The sequence below is a fragment of the Lactobacillus sp. S2-2 genome (genome assembly GCF_021698855.1).
In the GTDB taxonomy this organism is placed as follows: Bacteria; Bacillota; Bacilli; order Lactobacillales; family Lactobacillaceae; genus Fructilactobacillus.
In genome coordinates this window covers 232,975-258,068 of sequence record NZ_WWFA01000001.1, presented here as the reverse complement: position 1 = coordinate 258,068, position 25,094 = coordinate 232,975, and the positions used below count along the sequence as shown (strand labels likewise).

Annotated in this window: 23 protein-coding genes, 1 tRNA gene and 1 rRNA gene; 4 read left to right on the top strand and 21 right to left on the bottom strand. The window is 26.6% G+C overall.

All coding sequences use genetic code 11. From position 1 onward, the window contains the following. From GSH19_RS01400 to GSH19_RS01370, 7 genes are all read right to left on the bottom strand, one after another. Positions 1-111, bottom strand: a 16S ribosomal RNA gene (locus GSH19_RS01400); the annotation flags it as partial. A gap of 431 nt (positions 112-542) precedes the next feature. After that, positions 543-2,609 (bottom strand): LTA synthase family protein, encoded by a 2,067-nt coding sequence (locus GSH19_RS01395; RefSeq protein WP_237026121.1) that lies wholly within the window; start codon positions 2,607-2,609, stop codon positions 543-545. 17 nt (positions 2,610-2,626) lie between these two features. After that, a complete protein-coding gene (locus GSH19_RS01390) occupies positions 2,627-3,649 on the bottom strand; it encodes a lysylphosphatidylglycerol synthase transmembrane domain-containing protein (RefSeq protein ID WP_237026120.1) in 1,023 nt (340 codons plus the stop codon). Further along, the gene (locus GSH19_RS01385; RefSeq protein WP_237026119.1) at positions 3,650-4,675 is read right to left on the bottom strand and encodes a glycosyltransferase family 4 protein; all 1,026 of its coding nucleotides are present in this window, start codon (positions 4,673-4,675) and stop codon (positions 3,650-3,652) included. 11 nt (positions 4,676-4,686) lie between these two features. Then, positions 4,687-5,868: a glycosyltransferase family 4 protein gene (locus tag GSH19_RS01380; protein WP_237026118.1), complete on the bottom strand. Its 1,182-nt coding sequence runs from the start codon at positions 5,866-5,868 to the stop codon at positions 4,687-4,689. Between the two features lie 147 nt (positions 5,869-6,015). Then, positions 6,016-6,282, bottom strand: coding sequence for a phosphocarrier protein HPr (locus GSH19_RS01375; RefSeq protein WP_237026117.1), 267 nt, complete (start codon positions 6,280-6,282; stop codon positions 6,016-6,018). A 100-nt stretch (positions 6,283-6,382) separates the two neighbouring features. Continuing rightward, positions 6,383-6,577: a hypothetical protein gene (locus tag GSH19_RS01370; protein WP_237026116.1), complete on the bottom strand. Its 195-nt coding sequence runs from the start codon at positions 6,575-6,577 to the stop codon at positions 6,383-6,385. A 127-nt stretch (positions 6,578-6,704) separates the two neighbouring features. On the opposite strand from GSH19_RS01370, the gene GSH19_RS01365 reads away from it, so the two are divergent. Then, entirely contained in the window at positions 6,705-8,765 is a 2,061-nt protein-coding gene (locus tag GSH19_RS01365) for an AAA family ATPase (protein ID WP_237026115.1), read from the top strand. A 223-nt stretch (positions 8,766-8,988) separates the two neighbouring features. Continuing rightward, on the top strand, positions 8,989-9,858 hold the full coding sequence (locus GSH19_RS01360; protein ID WP_237026114.1) for a MucBP domain-containing protein: 870 nt from the start codon (positions 8,989-8,991) through the stop codon (positions 9,856-9,858). A 13-nt stretch (positions 9,859-9,871) separates the two neighbouring features. On the opposite strand, the gene GSH19_RS01355 is transcribed toward GSH19_RS01360, so the two are convergent. From GSH19_RS01355 to recX, 6 genes are all read right to left on the bottom strand, one after another. Further along, positions 9,872-11,449 carry a peptide chain release factor 3 gene (locus GSH19_RS01355; protein WP_237026113.1) on the bottom strand — a complete coding sequence of 526 codons (1,578 nt, stop codon included), beginning with the start codon at positions 11,447-11,449 and terminating at the stop codon, positions 9,872-9,874. 93 nt (positions 11,450-11,542) lie between these two features. After that, the gene (locus GSH19_RS01350) at positions 11,543-13,567 is read right to left on the bottom strand and encodes a CDP-glycerol glycerophosphotransferase family protein (RefSeq protein ID WP_237026112.1); all 2,025 of its coding nucleotides are present in this window, start codon (positions 13,565-13,567) and stop codon (positions 11,543-11,545) included. Positions 13,568-13,580: 13 nt separating this feature from the next. Continuing rightward, on the bottom strand, positions 13,581-14,435 hold the full coding sequence (locus tag GSH19_RS01345) for a hypothetical protein (RefSeq protein WP_237026111.1): 855 nt from the start codon (positions 14,433-14,435) through the stop codon (positions 13,581-13,583). Between the two features lie 50 nt (positions 14,436-14,485). Then, the gene (gene tagD, locus GSH19_RS01340; protein ID WP_237026110.1) at positions 14,486-14,905 is read right to left on the bottom strand and encodes a glycerol-3-phosphate cytidylyltransferase; all 420 of its coding nucleotides are present in this window, start codon (positions 14,903-14,905) and stop codon (positions 14,486-14,488) included. Positions 14,906-15,009: 104 nt separating this feature from the next. Continuing rightward, on the bottom strand, positions 15,010-16,128 hold the full coding sequence (locus GSH19_RS01335) for an AI-2E family transporter (RefSeq protein WP_237026109.1): 1,119 nt from the start codon (positions 16,126-16,128) through the stop codon (positions 15,010-15,012). Next, positions 16,128-16,943 (bottom strand): recombination regulator RecX, encoded by an 816-nt coding sequence (recX, locus tag GSH19_RS01330; RefSeq protein ID WP_237026108.1) that lies wholly within the window; start codon positions 16,941-16,943, stop codon positions 16,128-16,130. Before recX ends, GSH19_RS01335 begins: the two co-directional genes overlap by 1 nt. A gap of 95 nt (positions 16,944-17,038) precedes the next feature. On the opposite strand from recX, the gene GSH19_RS01325 reads away from it, so the two are divergent. Next, positions 17,039-17,494 (top strand): flavodoxin, encoded by a 456-nt coding sequence (locus GSH19_RS01325; RefSeq protein ID WP_237026107.1) that lies wholly within the window; start codon positions 17,039-17,041, stop codon positions 17,492-17,494. A 14-nt stretch (positions 17,495-17,508) separates the two neighbouring features. Here GSH19_RS01325 and GSH19_RS01320 read toward each other — a convergent pair whose 3' ends face one another. Both GSH19_RS01320 and wecB read right to left on the bottom strand, forming a co-directional pair. Then, the gene (locus tag GSH19_RS01320) at positions 17,509-18,390 is read right to left on the bottom strand and encodes a YihY/virulence factor BrkB family protein (protein ID WP_237026106.1); all 882 of its coding nucleotides are present in this window, start codon (positions 18,388-18,390) and stop codon (positions 17,509-17,511) included. Next, positions 18,391-19,515 carry a non-hydrolyzing UDP-N-acetylglucosamine 2-epimerase gene (gene wecB / locus GSH19_RS01315; RefSeq protein WP_237026105.1) on the bottom strand — a complete coding sequence of 375 codons (1,125 nt, stop codon included), beginning with the start codon at positions 19,513-19,515 and terminating at the stop codon, positions 18,391-18,393. It abuts the gene before it with no gap. A 144-nt stretch (positions 19,516-19,659) separates the two neighbouring features. Here wecB and GSH19_RS01310 point away from each other — a divergent pair, with 144 nt between their 5' ends. Then, positions 19,660-20,598: a glycosyltransferase family 2 protein gene (locus tag GSH19_RS01310; protein WP_237026104.1), complete on the top strand. Its 939-nt coding sequence runs from the start codon at positions 19,660-19,662 to the stop codon at positions 20,596-20,598. A gap of 42 nt (positions 20,599-20,640) precedes the next feature. On the opposite strand, the gene GSH19_RS01305 is transcribed toward GSH19_RS01310, so the two are convergent. The 6 genes from GSH19_RS01305 to GSH19_RS01280 all read right to left on the bottom strand — a co-directional run bounded on the left by GSH19_RS01305 (position 20,641) and on the right by GSH19_RS01280 (position 24,992). Continuing rightward, entirely contained in the window at positions 20,641-20,802 is a 162-nt protein-coding gene (locus GSH19_RS01305) for a hypothetical protein (protein WP_237026103.1), read from the bottom strand. A gap of 110 nt (positions 20,803-20,912) precedes the next feature. Continuing rightward, entirely contained in the window at positions 20,913-21,779 is an 867-nt protein-coding gene (locus tag GSH19_RS01300) for a GRP family sugar transporter (RefSeq protein WP_237026102.1), read from the bottom strand. 67 nt (positions 21,780-21,846) lie between these two features. Beyond that, a tRNA-Arg gene (locus GSH19_RS01295) sits at positions 21,847-21,919 on the bottom strand. Between the two features lie 49 nt (positions 21,920-21,968). Next, entirely contained in the window at positions 21,969-23,249 is a 1,281-nt protein-coding gene (locus tag GSH19_RS01290; RefSeq protein WP_237026101.1) for a DEAD/DEAH box helicase, read from the bottom strand. 11 nt (positions 23,250-23,260) lie between these two features. Beyond that, positions 23,261-24,226, bottom strand: coding sequence for a Gfo/Idh/MocA family protein (locus GSH19_RS01285; RefSeq protein ID WP_237026100.1), 966 nt, complete (start codon positions 24,224-24,226; stop codon positions 23,261-23,263). Positions 24,227-24,230: 4 nt separating this feature from the next. Further along, complete coding sequence (locus GSH19_RS01280; protein WP_237026099.1) at positions 24,231-24,992, bottom strand: GH25 family lysozyme; 762 nt, start codon at positions 24,990-24,992, stop codon at positions 24,231-24,233. Positions 24,993-25,094 lie beyond the last annotated feature (102 nt).

Sequence of the window (25,094 nt, the reverse complement as noted above, 5' to 3'; positions counted from 1 at the left end):
TAAATCATTTTGATGCAAGCACCTCAAATCATTAACGGAAGCTCGCTCGACTTGCATGTATTAGGCACGCCGCCAGCGTTCGTCCTGAGCCAGGATCAAACTCTCATTTTAAAATGAGAACTTTACTAGCTCTTATTTGTTGTTTCTTTTTTGCGAATTGACATCGCACATGTTTTTTAATTCCAAATTTAATTGAAATTTCCTTACACTTTATTGATCGAAATCTTGTTCAGTTTTCAAAGATCTACTTGCTCGAATCGTTGTCATATCAACGACGACAACATAATTCATTGTATCAGCTAATTAACTTTCTTGCAAGCGTTTTTTTAAATTATTTTAATTTGTTTTCGCTTGCTTTATTCTTTAGCAGAACATTTATTAACTATACTATCCAAAATCGTTTTTGTCAACAACATTTTTTATTTTAATATTTTAATAAAACGTTTGTCTCCTTAACGACAAGGAATATCTTACCAAGAATTTAATTCTTCGTCAATAGAATTTACAAATAAATTAAAAAAAGAGTGAAATCATTAATGATTTCACTCTTTTTTTAACTCTGGAGCATCAGTTTTATACATATTTTCAGTTGATTTAACTTTAAGTTTTGAAATTAAATCATCTTTATCCTTTTTATCATCATCATTTAACATCGATAATGCATGTTGCTTTCCATAATTATATTTAGTTTTATCAACAGATTTAAAATTCTTAAGTTGATAAAATCTTAATAGGTCTCCATAAATGACTTTATCAGATAATGATAATTCTTTATCAACCTTACTTTGAATTGATGAAACTTCATTTGATTGATTTATATTTAACTTTAAAGGTTTACCATTCGATGCTTTAAATACATCATTGCCAATCTTAGTATATTTATTAGTAACAAAATCTCCATTTCTAAATGGTACAATTTGCTCATTTTTATTACTCAACAAATCCTGACCAAACATAATACTCTTATTAGTTTTAATCCCTAATAAATGCATAATAGTTGGCAAAGCATCTATTTCTCCACCATAAGTATGATCTACTTTACCTTTTATATTATTTCCATAAATCATAAATGGAACTTTCTTAAATTCAGCTAAATCATAATTATTAATATTTTTCTTTTTAAGTAATTTAGCAATAGCAGGTTTATGATTATCAGAAATTCCATAATGATCTCCATATAAAACAATCATGCTATTTTTCATTAACCCGGTTTTTTTCAAATAATTAATAAACTCTTTAAAAGCTTGATCTAAATAATGTGCAGTTTGTACATATGGATCTACAGTATTATCTCCTGTATTTAATGATGGAAAATCTACATTTTGCTTATCCAATTCATATGGATAATGATTTGTTAAGGTGATGAGTTTAGCATAAAAAGGTTGCGGTAATTTTTCAATATACTTAACAGAATCCTTTAAAAAGATTTTATCTTTTAATCCATATCCAATATTATAATTAGGTTTGATATTATAGTACTCCTTATCAAAGAAGTATTGATATCCCCATGACTTATAGGTATTATCACGATTCCAAAAACTTGGAACATCCCCATGAAATGCAGCTGTTGTATATCCCTTTTGATTCAAAATTGCAGGAGCAGCTTGATAAGTATTAGACGTTCCATATGAACTCATTGCTGATCCTTGTGGTAATCCATATAAAGAATTTTCCATCATCATTTCAGCATCTGCAGTTTTTCCTTGGGCGACTTGATGATAAAAATTATCAAAAGATAAAGTATGCTTATTCTTATAAAATTTATTCAAATTAGGAGTAACATACTTTCCATTTACTTTATAATTTATCAAAAATTGTTGAAAACTTTCCAAATGAATAATAAAAACATTTTTCCCTTTTTCTTTTCCAAAATACTCAGGATTTATTCCATCATTATTATTTTTTATATATTTCTTTACTTCATCCAGGTCACTTGGCTTAGAATCCTTTTTAGTTTTAACTTCTTTATGTGTTTGATAAGCACTAAAAACAGCATACTCATTCAACCCTAAATATTTAACAATATAATTATTATCAAAAGTTCTAGTTAGCAAACCTGAACGATCTGCATTAGAAGCCTGGTATTCAGCAAAAATTAAAAATAAAGATAAAATTGACAACCCGATTGAAAATTTAAATTTAATTCTTCGATCGTCAATTTTAATCACTTTAAATAAAAGTAATCCTAAGGCTAATAAAATATCTGCAAATACAATAAAATCTAGCGGATGTAATATTTCCACTAAGCTTTTACCTAAATTATTCTGTACCCCTCCAGCACCTTTAATAATTCCAAAAGAAATAAAATCAGAAAACTCACGATAATAAAGAATATTTGCAAACAACCATAAAGATTGAATCATATTAATAATCATCATTAATACATAAGATAACTTTCCTCTAAAATACAAAGCTATTCCAAACAATAAAAGAGCTGAAGGAATTGGATTCACAAATAATAAAATTTGTTGCATTAAACCTTTAGATCCAAGTGTAAACTCATTTAAATATACATAATATGTTTTAGCCCAAAACAATATGACAGTTAATAAAAAGAAACCGATCTTATTATTTAAAGCTTTCCTTACATTTCTAAAAAAACCAGACATCTTCTATGCCTCCAAATTTATTTTTTACTCTCATTCAATTTATGAGGTTTTTTAATTAGTGCAAATACTCCAAGTACAAGGCCTAAATAATAAGTAAGTATACGCCATAACATCATTGCTAATAGCAATTTACTACTACTAGATATATAACTTCTAAACAACATTTCAAAAGTATATTCAGCTCCACCTGATCCACCTGGAATTGGAAAAATTGAAATAATCATAAAAATAATAATATGCAAACTAATAATCATAACAATATTTGCTTGATCATACCCTAACGACAACATAATAAAGTATGGGATCGAATAATAGAACAATAATTGTACAAATGTTATTAAAACAATCTTCAACATCAACTTCCATTGTTTTGCAATATGTACACTTTCTTCATAAAAATTATCAATTTTTTCATCCAAAGTACTTTTTAATGAAATAAATTTTTCATCACTAATAAAAAATTTAACTGGCTTAAGTACCAAATTAACTATCTTCTTAGTAAAACCATGCCAATACATAATCATTAATAAGGCAATAACAACTACCAAATGAATTAAAAATCCAAATAGAATCAACCATGATAAAGCATGCATTTTTTCCATTACATATTGAAATCCAATAATTAAACTTATAAAGAAATTAAAAACCACCATTGTTTGAAATACAACAAATTTCATTATTAAGGCTGAACTAGCACGACCCGCATCAACGCCTGATTGCATCAAAACAAAAAGTTGTGCTGGTTGTCCACCTGAAGCAAACGGTGTAATTCCATTAAACAACTGTTCAACCAATGGCACTCTAATTGAATCCTTAAAAGTATAATTTGGATTATTATTTTTAATTAATAGATAAGTGATAAAAGACTCTAATCCAAAATAAGCAAGAATACAAAAAACAGCTACCAGGAACCAATAAGGATTAATTGTTGTGATATCATGCATTAAAACATCAAACTTAAGGTCTCTAGCTGCATAAACAAAAATCAATATTCCGAGAAGAAGCATAATTGATAACGATATTTTATTCCTTTTTGTCATCTACTTCTCCTCTTTTGACTGTTCTAAATAAAATTTTTTCCAAATTTCTGCTAAGTGATTTTCAGAATAATATTCAGAAGCTTCGAGTGATTTTTTTCGATAACTTAGTAATTCATCTTTATTATTAATCAATTCTTGTAATGCCTGATTCATCTCATTAACATTCTCAGCAGGTTTATAATATCCATCAATAATTACTTTATATAAATCCAAATTTCTTAAAATCACAGGCGTACCACATGAGAAAGCTTCAAGAACTGACATTGGAAATAATTCATTATAAGAAGGTAATAGGAATACATCAGACATATTATAATATTCAACCAATTGCTCTCTTGGAATAATTCCTGGAAAGCTTAAATTTTTAGGCGGATTATTAAATAACTGATTTAATTCACTATAACCAGCGGTGATTTTACCAAAGGAAAAACCACCAGCCCAAACAAATTGAATTGATGGATTTTCTTCTGCTAATTTAGCAAAATCTAACACACCTTTTCTAGTTTGTACTTGTCCTGTACATAAAACTAAAAATTTATTTTCATCATAATTATATTTTTTCTTTAATTGACTTTTTTGATTTGTTTCAACTGAGTAGAATTCTTTTTTACTAACAAAATTAGGAATATAAGATATTTTTTCTCGACTAATTCCGTAATTAACTAACTTATCAATAAACATTGGATTAACTACAACAATATGATCCATTCTTTTATAAAAAGAAATTACATATTTATAAAAAATACTTCTAAATGGTTGTGGTATTTTTAAGCTACCTTCTAAAGTTTCAGGCAAAAAATGAACATATCCAATTTTTCGTCCTCTTTTTTTAGAAAAAGTAGAAAGATAAAATCTTGGATTAATCGTATGATAATGACTTATGTCTGATTTATTGTACTGATTAATATTAATTTCAAATTCATTTGAAAAATGTTTTTTTAATAAATTAATTAACTCTAAATAAGCACTTCCTACACCTTGTCCTGCAACTTTATCAGCAGTAGAAAACATGTTGATTTTTAACATATAAAAACTCCTTATAACTTTTCGCTACGGTTAATTACACTATTTTTATCGTAATTATTAATTGATTCATAATAAAAATCAAGTATTCTTTCACCAAAATATGTGGATGATATATCATGTAATTTTTGTCTTCTAAGTTTACTTTTTTCTGGATATTTATCAGGATTACTTAAATATTCAGACACAATTTCAATAAACTCTTGATCTCGATCAAAAACTGAACCTAAAGATTTATCGCTTAATAATTCATTAGTATATGGACTACTAGATACGACTACCTTAATTCCCGAAGCCATTGCTTCGATATAAGTTAATCCTTGAGATTCAGAATTAGATGTTGAGACAAATATATCAGCCATTTGATAATATGAATTAACTTTTGAATTATCAATTTCTCCAGTAAAAATAACATTATTTTCAATTCCCAAATCATTAACTTGGTTTACTAAGTCATCTTTAGCCGGACCATTACCAACAATAACTAAAACTATATTTTTGTTATTGTTTAGTATTTTGGGAAAAAGATCAATTAATTTATCAATATTTTTTTCATATGCTAATCTACTAACTGATAATAAAACTTTTGTTTCACTACTAATATTCAATTGCTCTTTCATATTTTTAATTTGATTGTCTTGATAATGTTCTACATTAATTCCAGTTGGAATAATTCTAATCGGACTTTTTACACCATACTCGGTAAGTTTATCTAAAACTCGATTACTTGGTGCAACAATTCCATTAATATTATGACAAAATGCCAATGTTCCTTCTTTAACATGGATTGGTTTTAAAATTCTACCATTAGCAACATAATGTAAATAGTCTTCATACATCGTATGGTAAGTATGTATACAAGGCACCTTTAAATACTTTGAAACAAACTTTCCAATAAATCCCATTGAAAACTCAGTTTGTGTATGAACAATATCAATCTTTAACCTTTTTGCAATCTGATATGCTTGAAACAATCCTCTAACTGCAATTCTTCTTTCAGAAAAAGAAACAAAAGGTATACTAGAAAATCTGAAAACATCATCATCAGAATCATCTTTTTTAGCATTTGGATCTGTTGTAGTAAAAATATATACTTTATGTCCTTTATTTTCTAATTCTTCTTTTAAAGTTCTAATGGAAGTTGCAACTCCGCTTACTTGTGGGAAATAAGTATCTGTAAATAATGCAATATTCACTTAAATTCTCCCCTTTTAATTAATTATTTATTTTATATGTAATCATTATTTTAACATAACCATATAGATATAATTTTAATGAACTTCATTTTATAAATAATGTTTATAAAAACTTTAAACAAAAAAAACTGCCAAATGGCAGTTTTTTTAATCTGATAATCCTTCATTTTTCATTGTTTCAGCAATTGCTTCATTTGCTTCTTTTTCATCATCACCGTCAGCAGCAATAGTAATTTCTGCATTTTGACCAACCCCAAGTGACATAACACCCATAATTGATTTTAAATTAACTGTTTTATCATCATATTGCAATGTTATTTCAGAATCAAATTTACTTGCTGTTTGTACTAATAAAGTAGCTGGACGTGCATGAATACCAGTTTCAGCAACAATTTTAAATTGTCTTTTTTCCATATCACTCGATCTCCTTTGTGAACCATTATCTTTATATTTTAAGAATACCAATTTATTTATGAAAAAACAAGTTTAATACCTGATATATTCAGATATAATATTAGTCTTTATCATTATAAGAATAGATAATTTTACCTTCTTTATAAGCCTTTCCGATAATCTTTTTTTTACTTTCAAAACCAGAAAATGCAGCTTGAAAATTAGAAAAATCACTAGGATATACTTCAAAAGAATCAATCTCTTGATTTTTTAACTGATTTAATAAATCAGTATATTGTTCTTTACTGTATTCCATAAGTAAAATACCTCCATTTTTTTAATGAATATAATTGATAAAGTTTTAATATTGACTTGACCTTACCAAAATACGTATAGTATTCATTGTATATTATTTTGAGAAAAATGAAAAAGGAGGATTTTTAATGGATGATTTAGATAAATTCAATTCAAATCCCAATGATAATAATGGTGAAAATAATGATGACAAAAAACATCAACATCCAATTGGCTTTAATGTAAATGAGTTACTTTCTGAAATGATGGATCAAAAGGATGAGAAAAATTTAGATAATGCTAAGTTAAACGATCGTAGCATTAATAAAAAAAGTTTAATTTATAAATATGGTACTAATCTAAATGAAAAAGCCTTAAAAAAAGAAGTAGATCCGGTAGTTGGCAGAGATGATGAAACCTTAAGACTAATCGAAATTTTAAATCGAAGAACAAAAAATAATCCTGTTTTACTTGGTGATGCTGGTGTTGGTAAAACAGCGGTTGTTGAAGGATTAGCACAAAAAATTGTAAAAAAAGAAGTCCCACCTAAATTACAAAATAAAATTATCATTCAAATGGATATGGCATCTTTAATTTCTGGAACAGGAATTCGCGGTCAGTATGAAGAAAAAATCAATAAACTAGCTAATGAAATTAAAAGATCACCTAATGTAATTTTATTCATTGATGAAATCCACGAAATGATTGAAAGTAGTGGTAGTAATGATAACAATATGGATGCTGGAAATATTTTAAAACCAGCTCTATCCAGAGGTGATTTTCAATTAATTGGTGCGACAACAACCAAAGAATTTAGAAATATTGAAAAAGATCCTGCTTTATCAAGAAGATTTCAAAAAATTAATATTAAAGAACCTTCAAGAGATAAAGCATTAGAAATCTTATTGGGTATCAAAAAATATTATGAAGCATATCACTCTGTTATATATACCAAACAAGCGATTATCGCAGCATTAGATCTCTCTATTAGATTTATTCATGATCGCAATTTGCCTGACAAAGCTATTGATATTATTGATGAAGCTGGTTCTAGAAAAAATCTTGAACTGGGCTTAATTAATATTAAAAATATTGATAAAACAATTAATCAATATAACGAGGAAATTAAATCAGCAAACGAAATCAATAATGTTGATGAATCTGACTTTCTCAAGAAACAAATAAATTTATTAAAAGAACAAAAAGAAAATTATCAAAATATTGATAATAAAGAAAAAAAAGTTACTGAAAAAGATATTGAAAAACTTATTAGTAAAATAACGGGTATTCCTGTAGGAAAAATTAATCCTAATGAAAAAAGTAAATTAAAAAATATGGCTGATAATTTAAAAATTGAAGTTATTGGCCAAGACAAAGCTATTGATTTAATTAGTAAATCAATTAAAAGAAATAGAATTGGATTTAATAATTCAAAAAAACCGATTGGATCATTCCTATTTCTTGGAAAAACTGGTATTGGTAAAACTGAATTAGCAAAAAAAATCACCGAAGAATTATTTGGCACTGAAGATTCAATGATTAGATTTGATATGTCGGAATTTATGGAAACTAATTCTGTCTCTAAATTAATCGGTGCCCCTCCTGGGTATGTTGGATATTCTGATTCTGGTCAATTAACTGATAAAGTTAAACGAAATCCCTACAGTTTAATATTATTAGATGAGATTGAAAAAGCTCATCCTGATGTTATTAATCTCTTTTTACAAATCTTAGATGATGGTTTGGTAACTGATTCCAATGGGACAAAAATCAATTTTAGTGAAACAATTATAATTATGACCAGCAATGCAGGAAGTGACAATAACAGTAATTTTAATATTGGATTTAATAAAAATGAAATTAACAAAGTAAATAATTTATCTAATTACTTTAAGCCTGAATTATTAAATCGTTTTGATCAAATTATTAATTTTAATTCACTTGATAATTCATCATTAATTAAGATTACTCAAAATATGTTAGATCAAACAAAGAAAACAATGAATCAAAATAATATCCAAATTAATTTTGATGAATCAATTGCTGAATATATCACTAATCTTGATTTCGATAAGAGTTTAGGTGCACGTCCACTGAGAAGATTAATTCAAGATTATATTGAAGATCCAATCACCGATTTCTTATTAGATAATCCAACTAGAAAAACAATGTCAATTTATATCGATAATAATAAGCTCAAAATAAAATAAAAGCTGGTGATTACCAGCTTTTTTTTATTATTTTTTTTCAAATAATGATAGAATAGTTATATTATTGTATTGGAGATGATGAATCATTAAAATTACTACTTTATTTAAAAATATTTTCAAGAGTAAAAAAGAATCTACAAAAATTAAAAATCAAACTCCCCAAATTTCAAAAAATCCTAATAATTATAAAAAAAATCAATCTAGTAAACAATCATACATAGTATTGAACTATATAGATGAAAAAGCACAAATTATTAAACAACCTGATGTCATTTATGGAAAAATTGGCGATAAAATAAAATTAGTATTTCCTAAGTTTGAAAATTTTATTTTATCTAAAATTAGCGATTTTAAGCTTAGATTTACAAAAGAACCACAGAAAATAAATATAATTTATTTAAAAAAAATGGGTCAACCTGTTATCTTTTACTATTTTGATTATGATAATTATAAAATGATTAAAAAGCCTGATTTTAAATATGATGTTATTGAATCTAATTATTCTTCAAAGCCTCCTCAAATTGATCAATATAAAATTTATCTCACCAGCGGTAATCAAAATGGAATTATTTCAAATAAGGTACAAACAATTAATTACTATTATCGACTTAAAAATTGGCAAATTGTTCAAAAAATAAATTATTTTGTTAAACTTAAAAATAATGTTTTCCCATCTATTATTCCTGAAGGTAAAATATTAAAAGATAAGCTACCAATAAACTCCATCTGGAAAGCATTTATTACAGTTAAAACTGAAAAAGATATTTGGTTTAATCTTGGTGGTAATCAATGGATTAAAGCTATAGATTTAACTATTGTTACTAATAATTCAAATATTTATCTACCTAATGACTCTTATAAAATTTCAAATTCACAGAAAATTCATAAAAAAGGTATTGTTAATTTCATTCCAAATAAATCAATTCAAGTTTTTGATAAACCTTATGGTAAAAAAATAAACAATTTTTGTCATAATGAAATAATTACAATTGATGAAATTATAAAAGATGAAAATAATCTTATTTGGTATCATATACCTAACAATGGATACGTTATTAAAAACTATATTAATATTATAAAAAAAGACGACTAAAAGTCGTCTTTTTTTATAATTTAGAAGTCAATTTAACATCAGGATATTTATCTGCAAACCATCTTTCAGCAAATTGATTTTCAAATAAGAATAAAGGATCATCATTTTGATCTCTTACTAAAATATTCCTAGATGAAGACATTTTTTCATCTAATTGATCTGGATTAATCCAACGTGCTGTTTTATTTCCCATTGGTTCTAAAACTACATCTGAATTATATTCATTTTGCATTCTAAATTGAAATACTTCAAATTGAAGTTGACCAACAGCACCAATAATATAATCACCTGTACTATAAGTTTTATATAATTGAATTGCACCCTCTTGAACTAATTGTTCAATTCCTTTATGAAATGATTTTTGTTTCATAACATTTTTAGCAGACACTTTCATAAATAATTCCGGAGTAAACTGAGGTAATTTTTGATAATTAATTTTCTTTTTACCTTTATAAATAGTATCTCCAATTTGGAAATTACCAGTATCATATAAACCAATGATATCACCAGCCACAGCTGTTTGAACATTTTCTCTAGAATCAGCCATAAATTGAGTAACATTAGAAAGACGAATTTTTTTCTGAGTTCTTTCTAATTGAACATCCATTCCTCTTTCAAATTCACCTGAACAAACTCTGACAAATGCAATACGGTCACGATGATTGGGATTCATATTAGCTTGTATTTTAAATACAAATCCTGAAAATTCATCATCATTTGGTTCAATATAGTTATCATCTTCAGTTTTATGTTCACCTGGTTTTGGTGCTAAATCCAAATATGCTTCCAAAAAGGTTTTTACACCAAAATTAGCTAAGGCTGAACCAAAGAATACCGGTGTTTGATTACCAGTTCTAACCTTTTCCATATCAAATTGGTTTCCTGCTTCAAACATTAAATCCATCTCATCTTTAGCATCCGTATAAATATCACTTTGACTTAATTCATTATCTTCAGATAAATCGCCATTTTCATCTAATTGTAAAAATTCACGTTCTTTACTATTAGATTTAAATAATTCAACTCGTTTATTATATCTATCATATAAACCCTTTAGAATACGTCCAGAACCAATTGGCCAATTCATCGGATACCCTTCAATACCTAAAACATCTTCAAGTTGTGCAACTAATTCCATTGGTGGCTTACTATCACGATCTAATTTATTCATAAATGTAAAAATTGGAATTCCACGCATTTTACAAATCTTAAATAACTTTTTAGTTTGTGGCTCAATTCCTTTCGCAGCATCAATAACCATAACTGCAGAATCAACAGCCATCAACGTACGATACGTATCTTCAGAAAAATCTTCATGTCCAGGTGTATCCAAAATATTAATTCTTTTATCATCAAAATCAAATTGCATAACTGAACTTGTTACTGAAATACCTCTTTTTTGTTCAATTTCCATCCAATCAGATTTTGCAAAATTCCCACTTTTCTTAGCTTTTACAGTTCCAGCTTCACGTACAACTCCCCCAAATAATAAAAGCTGTTCTGTTATTGTTGTTTTACCGGCATCAGGGTGAGAAATAATAGCAAAGGTTCTTCTATTATTGACTTCATTTTCTAATTTAATATTGCTCATAAAATTTCCTTTCGAATTCTTATTAATCACTACCTAAGATTATATAATGAATATCCTAACTTATAAATAAAAAAATCCGGATAACCGGATTTTTTATTTTTCAATTTGTTGAATAACATAATCCACTACTTTTTGTGAACTAAGTCCTTCATCAATCGCACAAAAACGATTATAAAAGTCCATAAATTGTTTATTTTCTTTTACATTATTGTTCATTGAAAGTTCAAGTGAAGTCATTAAATCTTTTTCATTATGCACGATATCTCCAGGTAAATCATTTTCATAATTAAGATAAAATCCTCTAAGGTCATCTTTATAAACATGATAATCATAAGGATAAAAAATAATTGGTCTTTTAAGATAAGCATAATCAAAAAATACAGAAGAATAATCAGTAACCAAAACATCAGATACTAAATATAAATCAGATATATTAGAGTAATTAGAATAATCATAAACAAAGTCTGAATAATCAGAAATATCTAAAGCATTAGATATTAAATAATGCATTCTTAAAATTAAAACAGCATCTTCACCAAATTTATTTTTAAAATCATCTAAACTAAATGGTAATTCGAAAGTATATTTACCCTTACTTTCAAATTGATTGTCTCGATAAGTAGGAGCATATAGGACTACTTTTTTATCTTTTGGTATATTTAATTCTTCTTTTAAATTATTAATATAGTCTCTATTATTATGATTAATTAACTCATCATTTCTTGGATAACCAATTTTTAAAATTTGATTTTTAAATCCAAACGCTGATCTAAATATTTGAGTAGAATAATCGTTTGGTGATACTAAAGCATCCCAACGATTTGCTTCTTTCACAAAATTATTATGATATTTATTTGTACTAGTTCCAGGCATCGAAACATTATCAATATCTAATCCTAATTTTTTTAAAGGAGTTCCATGCCAAGTCTGAATATAAGTTACATATGATGGCTTTTTAACCCATGCAGGAAATCTTGCATTACTAATCCAAAACTGTGACTTTTCGATGACTTTAACCCATTTTGAAGTATTACGAATTACATATCTAATACCATTTTGCTTACAAAATGACTTTAAAGATCGATCGATTGACCAAATAAAATTGAACCCTGGATAGAGGTTTTTAAATAATTGGTAAATTGCATAAGGACTATCACTAACTTGTCGTCCACCAAAGCTTTCAAAAATGATAGTTGGTTCTTCATATGCTGAATGTCCCATTCCAAATAGCTTTCGTAACCTAAATCGATTTAACTTCTCAAAAATTGCTTGAATTTTCTTTTGTTGATTTTCTACTTTTTCAGGAACCAGAGCTACCTTTTGTGGCAAACTTAGTTGTGCAAATTCACTAAGTCGAATTCCATTACTAATGGTTTTATCAATTGCTACTTGACGTCCATTTTTTAGATTAACACTTGATAAATGACCAGATAATGACTGAGATAATATTAATTTTTGTTCTACCTCTTCTTCTTCAAACAAATAATTAATAAATAAATTATAATTAGCATTACGTTCTAACTTATCTAGCGGAATAATAATTTCAAAAATACCCTTAAAAATATTTTTTTCAATTGGATATTCTAATAATTTAGAATTGACATTATTTTTTAAGATTATTTTTTGATCATATAACATTTTATTATCAATTTGATTATATCCGGTTATTTTTAATTGTCCATCTAATGTTAAATTAATAGAATCAATCATAAATTCTTCATTTGAACGTTTAGTTTTAACCTTTAAAGTAGCCATTCCATTTGCATTACTACTAATTTGATAATAATCTGTTAAACTTAATCTTTTATTATTACTTAAATATTCACTTTCTACTTGGACGATATTTAAATTATTTATATCTCCAAAATTAAAATACATAATCCATTCAAATTCATTTTGTTCGCTATTTTCAAAATGAAATTTTTTTGCGTCAATTTTTAATTTAATTAAATCATTTTTTATATCTTTTTGACTAACTGGCATTGTAATCGATGCCATACTTTCCTTTTCAATAAAAGTAATAGATACATTATTCAATAAAATATCAGTATCGATTAATTCAAATTCAAGTTCTTGTTGTCCTTCTTTTAATTTTAATTCTGATAATATTACTCTCAAGATCAGATTCTCCTTAATAATTAAATATAACTCTATTACTTAAATAATTTGCTAATAAAATATTATCATTCAAATCAATATATATTCTAGTTTCATCATTAACATTATTATTAATTAATAATGCATAAAATTCATACAAACCGTTAATTCTTTGATAATTTATATAATCAATTATTTCATACGCAAATTTATCATCACTAGTATCAATATAGTCCTTATTTCCTAAATTACCTTTTTCTTTCTTATCTACCTCAAAACTTGTTTTCGGTGGATTGATAATTGATGTTTTACTTAGACTATAAAGATTTCTTTCTTTTATTTTTTTAGCAATAAATCTAAAAACTAACTCTCCATTATTATTAAATAAAAGATTTTCTAATGGAATTTCATTCTCAAATTTCTGTATTCCCATAACTTGATCATTAGATCCGTAATCAATTGTTTGAATCAATGAATTGTTTGAATAAATATTCAATTTATATGACTTAGATTTTGTACTTTTTGTAAGACTTACTTTTTCAGCTACAATTTCTCCATTTTCATCAATATATGTATCAATCATTTCACTATTTGATACGATTGTCATACTATTTAAATCGGGAAAGTTTTTAATTCCATTATTTAATTTAATTCCCTTTTGAGATGCAAAAATATCTGAAAGTTGAACTATCTCAATTAATTCTTCTATTCTTTCTTTTTTTAAATAATCTTTAATTAATTCAAATGCATAATTTGAATCTACTGATTCAATCATCGCAATAATAACTTTTACTTTAATTCCGTTATTAATTGCTTCCTTTAATTCAGTTCTAAATTTATTTTTATTAACACTCTCAATTGATGTAACTAAAAATATTGCGTTACTCATTTTTTCCTCCAACTAACAAAATATCCCTAGTTAAAACTGGGGATATTTTCTTATTTATTTTCTATTTTCCAATCATCTTCTGAACTGAAGCCTAAGTCTTTTTTAATCTTAGATGTTGAAATGCCTTCTGTTCGAGGTAAATAAACAACTTTACATTGATCTTTTAGAAAATCAAATTGACCTTCCCAATCATCACCCATAACAAAGATATCAATATCATGGTCAGATACATCTGTTGTTTTTTGATTCCAATCATTTTCAGGAATTACTTCATCAACACATTCAATTGCATCTAAAATATATTTTCGATCTTCAAACGAATTATAAGCTTTTTTTCCTTTAACAGCATTAAATTCATCAGTTGATAAACCAACAATAAGTTGATCACCTAACTCTTTCGCTCTTTTTAACAATCTAATATGACCTTTATGAAGCAAGTCAAAGGTTCCATAAGTAATTACTTTTGTCATAATTTCTCCCGCTCTTTATCTCATATAATACATATATAAATAGTAGCATAAATCTACATATCGTCAATATTATTGAAATTCTATACTTTTTTATTATCTATTTTTTAATCTCTTTGTTCTTGTTGAATTTTCCAAATATTATAACAATATCCAATCACCACTTTAACAACAGCATAAAATGGAATTGCCAATATCATTCCTAACAATCCAGCAATATTACCAGCTGCCAACAAAATAATAATAATTGTTAATGGATGAATTTTTAGAGATTTACCAATTACATTTGGATAAACAAAATTTCCATCTATTTGTTGCACAATAATTACAATAACAATTACCCAAATAACTTGTGTAATATTACTTGAAAAAGCAACTAATAATGCAGGAATTATTCCAAAATATGGTCCCACATATGGAATAATATTACAAATACCTGCAAAAACACCTAATAATAAAGCATATTTTTGTCCGACAAGAAAATATCCTAAGGAAGTAAATGTACCAACAAATAAACACTCTATAACTTGTCCACCAATATATTTTGATAAAGTTTCATTCATTTTTGTTAATAAATCGGCTGTTTGTTCTCTTCTTTTTTCTGAAGTTGCTGGAAAAACTTTTTCAATAGTTGGTAATAATCTTTCCCCATCCTTCAACATGTAAAATAAAATCACTGGCACAGTAATCATAATTATGATTACACTAGTTGCCATAGAAATAACATTTCCTAAACTGTTTGTTAATCCAACTAAATTATTCTTAATATATCCAGTCGTTGATTCCTGAATTCGACTAACGAAAGGAGTCCAATCAATTTTTTTAAAAATACCATGTTGTGTCAATGTTGTTAACTGTTCTTGTTCTTCACGAGCAAATTTAGGGAAATTAGATACTAGATTTGCTATTTGATTAATCAAATGTGGAACAACACTTGCAGTTAAATAAATTATTAATAATAATGCTAATAAAAACACAATTGTTGTTGCACCAGTACGATTTATGTATTTTTCTTTAGTAATTTTAATTTTCATAAATAATTTAACAATTGGATTTAACATATAATACAAAAATCCAGCAATTAATAATGGAATAAAAATTGTAGATATAAAAATACCTACTGGCTTAAATATAAAACCTAATTTAGTACAAATAAAAATAATTGATACTGCAATTAAAATTTCAATTAACCATAATAATGGTTTTGATTTTTTAAAATTATTCATTAGTCAAACTCCTTGTTTTTTATTTCATTAATAAATAAATTAATATCATCAAATGAAAAACCTTTTCTTATTAATGCTTGTTTTGATTTCATAACTCTTTCATTATAACCAAATTTACGATATTTATTAAAAATTTTTGTTCCTTCTTTTTCAATTAAATCTTGTTCATTGCTTTGATTTCTTTCAAAATCAGATTCCTCAATAACTTGATTAATAATATCAAATTCATAACCCTTCTGCATTAAAGTAGTTTTAATTTTCTCAATTTTCTTATTGTAAGGGTATCTTTGATTTTTTTGATAAATTTTGTATGCTTGTTGAGAAGCGTTAGCATGAATATCATCTTCTGTATAAAAATTATTAATGGCATCTTCAATAACTTGATTCTCAATTCCTTTTTTATTTAAATTTTGATAAATTGATTTTGGACCTTTATTACCTTCATTTTTTATACTGCGCACATAACTTTCTGCATAATTTTTATCACTCAATAAATTTAATTCTTTTAATCGATCGATAACCATGTCTATTTTTTCTTGATTATCTGTTTCCACTTTTAATTTATCAGAAATTTCTTTTTCCGTTCTTAATTGATAAGATAAAAAATTAACAGCATAATTATATAACTTTGAAAAATCATCGGCATCTTTAATATCACTAATCATTTTTTCGTCTAATTCCATATCTTTATAAATATGAAATTTCAGCATAACATCTTCACTAACTGGAAATGCATAACTATTATTCACATATACATTAAAACGACCTTTTCTTTTTTGTGTAGTAATTTTAGTTACAATCATTTTTTTATCCATTTATTATTATTCCTTTCGAAACATTTAATTAACATTCCTTTATAAATCTGATAAACTTACATATTATTAACATCAATCAAATAGGAGTTGTAACTATGTCTAAAGCTCACGTTGTATTTGCGACAATAACCGGAAATAACGAAGATGTGGCAGATATTGTCACTGAAGGTCTTGAGGACCAGGGATTAGAAGTCATCCAGTCGGAAATATCACAAACCGAACCAGAAGAATTATTAGATGCCGATATCATCGTTTTTTGTATTTATACTTATAATGAGGGCCATCTACCTGAAGAAGGTGAAGATTTTTATAATGATATGCAAGAATTAGATTTGTCTTCTCAAATATATGGAGTTGCTGGATCAGGAGATGTTTTTTACGAAGAATTTTATAATACTGCAGTTGATGATTTTTCAAATGCTCTCAAAAAGGCTGGTGCAATCAAAGGTTCAAATGAAATTAAAATTAATTTAGAACCTGATCAAGAAGACATCGAAAAACTAGATGAAATGACTGCCAATTTAGCAAAAGCATTAACTACAAAAAGATAATCATAAAATTATGATTATCTTTTTTTGTACTTACTAAGCAAATCTTTAACTTCTGTACCAGTTATATTATTTTCAAGATTACCTGTTTTGTATTCTTGAATACTTGCATTCATAACTGCACCGAATAATAAAGTCATTCCAATTAAATATAACCAAAACATTACTAAAACAAAGATTCCTAAAGTTTTATAAGCATTAATACTATGGAAAAAATATTTTACATAAATAGAAAATCCATTGGATAGTAACGTAAATCCTAATACAGAAGTTAATGAACCAACCCAAACATATCTTAATTTAATTTTATAACTTGGAACAAAATAATAAATTGCCGTCAATATTATAAATAAAACTATTAAAGTTGTAGGTAGTTTTAAAGCACGAAAAATAACCATGTAATCATTAGATAAATTTAAAATATTATAAAAATAACCAAATATAAATTGACTAATACTTATTAAAAATACGACTAATACTAAAGAAGTTAATAAAACTAACAAAAACAAAAAGGAAAATAATCTATTTATAATTGCGCTTTGATTCCCTTCAAACCCATAAGTTCGATTTACTGCTCGTTGAAAAGCTGCAACCGCGCGACTAGAAGACCAAATAACTACAATTAATCCAATTGATATTCCACCGTTTGAACTACTAAAAGCCGTTTGAATTAATGGTGAAATAACATCATAAATTGAACTAGGCATTAATAATTTTACATAATATAATAAATTATCTGAATTTTTACTAACAATTTTAAATATATTTCCAACAAGCATTAACATTGGAAATGAAGATAACAAAATATAATAAACTAAGACTGCAGATGAATCACTAATGTTTCCCATTTGATAATGCTTTTTTATTATTTTAAATAATCTAACAATTTTGGCTTTCATTTATTTATCACCATTAAAGCGGTTAGCAATTTCATCTAAAATATATTTAGCTGCCTTCCCATCACCATATGGATTTTTAGCCTTAGCCATTTTGTTATAAATGTCAGTATTATCCAATAAAAGATTCATTTCTTGTTCAACATTTTTTTGATCAGTTCCTACAAGCTTTAATGTTCCTGCATCAACGCCTTCAGGTCTTTCTGTTGATTCTCTTAAAACTAATACTGGCTTTTCAAGTGAGGGTGCCTCTTCTTGCACCCCACCTGAATCCGTCATTATAAAGTAACTTCTAGAAGCCATATTATGAAAATCCAAAACATCTAATGGATCAATTAAATGAACTCTTTTTACCTCATCAAAAATTTCATGTGCAGCTTTTTGTACTACAGGACTTAAATGAACTGGATATACAACATCTACATCATTATGATTATTTAAAACATTTTTAATTGCATTAAAAGTTTCAATCATTGGATCACCCTGATTTTCTCTTCGATGCATAGTTAATAATATAATACGATGATTTGAGTCTATATCTTGCAAAACTGAATGATGATAATTTCTTGAAATTGTTTCATTCAGTGCATCAATTGCAGTATTTCCTGTAATTACAATGTTTTCTTTTTTATGATTTTCTTTGACCAAATTTTCTTCACTTAATTTAGTTGGTGCAAAATATAAATCAGCTAAAACATCAGTTAACTGACGATTCATTTCTTCGGGATATGGAGAATATTTATTAAATGTCCTTAAACCTGCTTCAACATGCCCTAACATAACTTTATGATAAAATGCTGATACAGATGCAGCAAAAGTTGATGTTGTGTCTCCATGAACTAAAATTACATCTGGTTTTGTTTCTTCGATTACATTATCTAATTTAGTAATTACATTTGTAGTAATATCACTTAAAGTTTGTGCATCCTTCATAATATTTAGATTAAAATCTGGAGTTATTGAAAAAATCTCCAAAACTTGATCTAACATTTCTTTATGTTGTCCTGTTACAACAGTAATTGGTTCAAATTCTTGATTTCTTTTTTTCATTTCCAAAATAATTGGAGCCATTTTAATTGCTTCTGGTCTTGTTCCAAATACGGTCATTATTTTTATTTTTTTAGTCATAATGTACCTCCGATTAATTTAACTATTAACAAGTATATCAAATTTAAAGGTAATTTCCGATGTTAATAAACTGTATTAGTGATAAAATGTTAATGTTATTTAAATACATAATTGATAAATTTAAAAACAAAAGGAGTCATAACTTTGGATAAAATAAGTTTAGTAGTTCCATGTTACAACGAACAAGAATCGATCAAAATATACTATGATGCAATGCAAAAAACATTTGAAGAAATGAATAAAAATGGATTAAATTACCAACCTGAATATTTATTTGTTAATGATGGTTCATCAGACGATACTCTAAAAATTTTAAAAACATTAAATAATAATGATCCAGAACATGCTCATTTTATTTCCTTTTCAAGAAATTTTGGTAAAGAACCCGCTATGGCTGCAGGATTACAAAAAGCATCAGGAAAATTTGTTGCAATTATGGATGTAGATTTGCAAGATCCACCTGAGTTATTACCTAAAATGCTTAAATACATTACAGAAGAAGATTACGAATGTGTTGGATGTTATCAAAGTAGTAGAAAACAAGGAAAAATCAGAGCTTTTCTATCCGGATCATTTTATAAAGTAATCGATAAACTATCTGAAGTAAAGCTTCAACAAAATGTGAGAGATTATCGTTTAATGTCTAGAAAGTACGTTGATGCAGTTCTTAGTCTAAAAGAATATAATCGTTTTTCAAAAGGTATCTTTTCTTGGGTTGGTTTCAAAACCAAATATATTGAATTCCCTGGTGCAGAAAGAGCTGCTGGAGAAACACATTGGACAATGTCCCAATTAATTGACTACTCAATTGAAGGTATTATTGATTTTTCAGATATTCCACTTAAGATATCCACTTTCGTTGGAATTTTTTCTTGCTTTTTAGCAACAATTGGTATTATTTTTGTAGTTTTTAGAGCCCTTTTCTTTGGTGGATCTGTTTCTGGATGGCCATCATTAGTTTCAATTATTTTATTTATGGGTGGAATTCAATTATTCTGTTTAGGAATTGTTGGTAAATACATCGGTAAAATATATCTCGAAACTAAACAAAGACCTCAATTTATAATTGAAGAATCAAAATAAAAAAGCTTTTAAAATCTAAGGATTTAAAAGCTTTTTTATTAACTAATCTTTTTTATTTTCTTTAACATCTTCGGCTTTGTCTTTAGCCTTATCTACAGTCTCTTTAGTTTTTTCTTTGACTTCCTTTGCTTTTCCATGGGCTTTGTCTGCAAAATCAGTTACTGCTTCTTTTGCTTCGTAATAATAACTTGCTTCATTACTCATAATAACTTCCCCCTTAACATATTGTAATTATAGACTATTACTTTAATCTAAAATTATCCACTTATTTGTACCAATAAAAAAATTAATACCAAAATAATGAATTAATTTTCTTAAAGGACACTAATTATTAATCCACCAATAATAACAACAAACAAACCACTAAATGTAAAAATCATTTCTTCTTTTGTTTTTGATTCCTTTAATATAAAAATACCTAAAGTCGTTGAAATAACAACACACATTTGTGAAAGAGTAAATCCATTAGCAATTCCATTTAATTTAATAGAAATCAAATAAAAGAAAACTGCTAGTCCAAATAATAATCCAGTAATTAAATTTGTATAAGAAGAACGTTCTTTAAGTGGATTAGTTTGTTCTTTAACCATCGAAATCCCCACGAAAACAAAAGTCATCAAAACCATCCCTACTGTTTGTGGAAAAATTGCTGACCATCCATCAATTTGTCCCCATCTTGGAAAAAATGAATAACCCATATAACCAAAATTACCAACAACTAAATAAAGGATTCCTTTAGTCATATTCTTTTTAGTTGCACCAACATTTTTTTCTGTAAAAGTAGTTAAAATAATACCAATTATAATTAAAAATAATGCAAAAAAGCCAAGTGTTATAGTTATAGCAGTTTTCCATTCTCCAAATACGGCAACTCCAATTAGGGAATTACCAATTAATTGGAGTCCAGTAGAAATTGGCATTGATGTTGAAACACCGATTTCTTTAAAAGCCATATATTGAGTTATTTGTCCAAATGACCATAACATTCCTGAAATTAAACATAAAATAATAATTCGTAAATCAATCTGTGGTTGACTGTACAAATATATTAATAAAGCAACAATAAATCCACCTACCGATGTACCAAATAATTGATTAATTGGTTTGCCACCGAAAACCCCTGTGAATATAGGCAAAAATCCCCACCCAATAGCGGGTAATAATCCTATCAATATATTCAAAACAAATTTCCTCCTGCATTAAAAATAAAAGTGTTGCTGATTTAATAATCAACAACACTTTTTTTAATGACCTTACTCAGACTCGAACTGAGATCGACCGCTTAGGAGGCGGTTGCCCTATCCTGTTGTGCTATAAGGCCATTCTGCAATTACAAGTTTCTCATGAATTACAGATCAAGTAAAGACTATTTAATTGTTTTTACGTTTACCTTTATTTTTTTGATTTCTTTTTCTATTTTTCTTTTTCTTAACTGGATTGTTTTTTGTAATATCTTCTTTTTTAACTTTGAAATCATTATCTTTCAAGCGACTTTTCTTTACAGATTTACTACGATGCTTTTCTGCATTATTATCATTTGTTTCCTCAACTTCATCAACAATTGCTTGATTATAATAAAAAATCTTCGTTAAATTATATTCTGAATCTTTTAACATCTTTTTTAAGTCTCTCAAATCATGGTCATCACCAAAATTAATTACTAATCCAGGTTCGCCCATTCTTCCTGTTCTTCCTACTCGATGAATATAATTATTTGCATTATCTGGTAAATCAAAATTAATTACAACTGGTAATTTTTCAATATCTAATCCTCTTGCGGCTACATCAGTTGTAATTAATAATTTTATTCTACCCATTCTAAAATCATCAAGTGCTTTTTTACGATCAATTTTATTTTGATCAGCTGATAACATTTTTACACTATTAAGATTTAAGTGTTTAAAGTAATTGAAAACCTTTTGCACCGAATTATTTTGATTAACAAAAACGAGTGCACGAAAATTTGGAATATTTAAAAATCTTTTCAACATTTCATTTCTTTTTCCGCGAGATATTTCAAAAAGTCCATGTTTAACATTTCCTCTTGTTTTATCAATATTTCTAACATCAATAATTTCAGCTGAACGACCAAAATATTTATCTACATTATGCAAAACATCAGTTTCAGTAGCTGAAAAATAACTAATTTGAAAATCATTTTCAAAAGAAGTCACTATTTCTTGAACTTTAACCAAAGAACCCTCTTGTAATAAATCATCAGCTTCATCAACAACAACTTGTTTTATTAAATTTGTTTTGAGCCTTTTTTCATTAATCAGACTCATAATTCTTCCTGGAGTTCCTATCACAATTTCTGGTCTCTTCTTTAACTGTTCATGTTGACGCTTTACATTAGCTCCACCAATTAAAGATAGTACTTTTAAATCAAAATCTTTTGCCCAATCTCTCATAACATTTGTGGTCTGCATAGCTAATTCTTGAGAAGGCTCAATCACCATGGCTTGTATACCATCACCAGCAGTCAAATTACTAACAACAGGTAAAGTAAATGCAACTGTTTTACCAGATCCTGTAGGTGATAAACCTATAATATCATTACCATCAACCATTAGTTTATACACAGCCTCTTGAATAGGCGTTAAATTTTGATATCCTTGCTTTTGAAATTTTTCTTTAAATTGTTCAATCATCTTATTCCCTCTTACTTCTTATTAATCGATTTATAAAGATCATTAATAACTTGATTTGTGATTCGACTATTATTCATTAAATTTTGATACTCTATCATATTTTCTTTTGGATTTTTTATTATTCTAGCAAAATCTGAAATTTCACCATCCATAACATTTTCTGAAGAAGTATCTAATTTATTAGTGATTAAATCTTTATTTCTTATATCAGTTACATTAAAATCACCAACATTATTGATTGTAACTGTACGATTTAATAAATAAATTTCTGATAATTGATAACTTGTTGATATCTTACTAAAAAATAGCATTACTTTAAATTTGGGATACTGTAAAATAGCAGTTCCTTCACCATCAACACCAGTTGTTAAGAATTTGGAGTATAACTTAACCTTTGTTGGTTTACCAAACAACGAAACTGCAGTAGAAACTGGATAAACTCCCATATCTTGAAGTGCTCCTCCATTAAATTTTGGATTAAAAACATTAGGTAACATCCCTTTTTTTAATTGATCATATCGACTAGAATAATTTGCAAAAATAAAATTAGCACTAGTAATTTCATTTTTATCTACTATTTTTTTAATTTGTTTAAAATTTTTAGTATGTGTATTACGAGTAGCTTCAAATAACAAAATATTTGGTTTTTCTTTTAATAATTTTTCAATTTCAAAAAACTCTTCTGGATTACTAAAAGCTGGTTTTTCAACTATTATATTTTTATTATTTTTAATTGCCAATTTAACTTGTTCAAAATGTAATGAATTTGGTGATGCAATGTAAACAGTATCAAAGACGTTACTCTTAAAAAATAAATTCAAATCATCATAATAATTTTTAACAGTATGTTTTAAAGCATAATCTTTAGATTTATTTCTTGAGTATACTGCTGTAATTTCATAATCATCATTACTTTTCATTGCACTGATCATTAAATCTGTTATCCAACTAGTCCCAATGGTTCCTACTTTAATCATTAGATTAATCCTCATTTCTTAATTTTTGTAAATACTTAATCCATTTTTTTCTATCTCCTGAAAAACCAATTCCATCAAAAACTTCATCTTGGTTACTAACCTTTATCTTTACTGGAGTATCAGATTCAATAAATTTTCCTACTGAATTTCCTTCTGTTTTTGAATTATTAGAAAAATCAAGATACTTAATTTTAAAATTTAATTGTTTCCAAGATTTATAATCAGTCGATAAAATTATTTTTTTATTATAATAACCATGTAATTGATTAATTAATTTTTTTATTCGTGATTTTTGTTTCTCTAAATTAATATTATGTCTTGAATATGAATTATAGTATTGAATTTTAATCATTATTGGTAAATCACCCGTATCATTATTTACTGTTCTTTTAATATTTTCAAATTGCTTATTTACTTTACTAGAAAATCCAAAAATATGATAAATACCAATAGGTAATCCAGATCCAAGACCTCTTTGATAATTATTATCAAAATTATCATCCGAATAAGAAGCTCCTTGAGTAGATCTAATATAAATCATTTTTTGATTAGTTTTAGCTAAAGCATTAAAATCCAAATAACCATTATTTTGATCAATCAATACTCCATGAATTGGATACTTATTTATAAAGGTATTTTTTTGATTATTATGAAAATGAAATATCAAAAATACTACCAAACAAATCAGAAATAATGTTAATAACATCATTTTATTATGACGATGCTTTTTGTTTCTTTTTTCTTCATATAATTGTTTTCTATTCATTCATTATCATCTCAATATAATTTGATAATCTTTATTTTACCATTTTTTCCAATTTGATTTTAGTATGTATAAGCCCTTAATCAAGAAATTCAAATTATATTT

What these genes read in the sequence shown, in the direction of transcription:
- GSH19_RS01395 (WP_237026121.1), bottom strand. Translation starts at nt 2,609, where the DNA reads ATGTCTGGTTTTTTTAGAAATGTAAGGAAAGCTTTAAATAATAAGATC.
- GSH19_RS01390 (WP_237026120.1), bottom strand. Translation starts at nt 3,649, where the DNA reads ATGACAAAAAGGAATAAAATATCGTTATCAATTATGCTTCTTCTCGGA.
- GSH19_RS01385 (WP_237026119.1), bottom strand. Translation starts at nt 4,675, where the DNA reads ATGTTAAAAATCAACATGTTTTCTACTGCTGATAAAGTTGCAGGACAA.
- GSH19_RS01375 (WP_237026117.1), bottom strand. Translation starts at nt 6,282, where the DNA reads ATGGAAAAAAGACAATTTAAAATTGTTGCTGAAACTGGTATTCATGCA.
- GSH19_RS01370 (WP_237026116.1), bottom strand. Translation starts at nt 6,577, where the DNA reads ATGGAATACAGTAAAGAACAATATACTGATTTATTAAATCAGTTAAAA.
- GSH19_RS01365 (WP_237026115.1), top strand. Translation starts at nt 6,705, where the DNA reads ATGGATGATTTAGATAAATTCAATTCAAATCCCAATGATAATAATGGT.
- GSH19_RS01355 (WP_237026113.1), bottom strand. Translation starts at nt 11,449, where the DNA reads ATGAGCAATATTAAATTAGAAAATGAAGTCAATAATAGAAGAACCTTT.
- GSH19_RS01345 (WP_237026111.1), bottom strand. Translation starts at nt 14,435, where the DNA reads ATGAGTAACGCAATATTTTTAGTTACATCAATTGAGAGTGTTAATAAA.
- tagD (WP_237026110.1), bottom strand. Translation starts at nt 14,905, where the DNA reads ATGACAAAAGTAATTACTTATGGAACCTTTGACTTGCTTCATAAAGGT.
- GSH19_RS01335 (WP_237026109.1), bottom strand. Translation starts at nt 16,128, where the DNA reads ATGAATAATTTTAAAAAATCAAAACCATTATTATGGTTAATTGAAATT.
- recX (WP_237026108.1), bottom strand. Translation starts at nt 16,943, where the DNA reads ATGGATAAAAAAATGATTGTAACTAAAATTACTACACAAAAAAGAAAA.
- GSH19_RS01325 (WP_237026107.1), top strand. Translation starts at nt 17,039, where the DNA reads ATGTCTAAAGCTCACGTTGTATTTGCGACAATAACCGGAAATAACGAA.
- GSH19_RS01320 (WP_237026106.1), bottom strand. Translation starts at nt 18,390, where the DNA reads ATGAAAGCCAAAATTGTTAGATTATTTAAAATAATAAAAAAGCATTAT.
- wecB (WP_237026105.1), bottom strand. Translation starts at nt 19,515, where the DNA reads ATGACTAAAAAAATAAAAATAATGACCGTATTTGGAACAAGACCAGAA.
- GSH19_RS01305 (WP_237026103.1), bottom strand. Translation starts at nt 20,802, where the DNA reads ATGAGTAATGAAGCAAGTTATTATTACGAAGCAAAAGAAGCAGTAACT.
- GSH19_RS01290 (WP_237026101.1), bottom strand. Translation starts at nt 23,249, where the DNA reads ATGATTGAACAATTTAAAGAAAAATTTCAAAAGCAAGGATATCAAAAT.
- GSH19_RS01285 (WP_237026100.1), bottom strand. Translation starts at nt 24,226, where the DNA reads ATGATTAAAGTAGGAACCATTGGGACTAGTTGGATAACAGATTTAATG.
- GSH19_RS01280 (WP_237026099.1), bottom strand. Translation starts at nt 24,992, where the DNA reads ATGAATAGAAAACAATTATATGAAGAAAAAAGAAACAAAAAGCATCGT.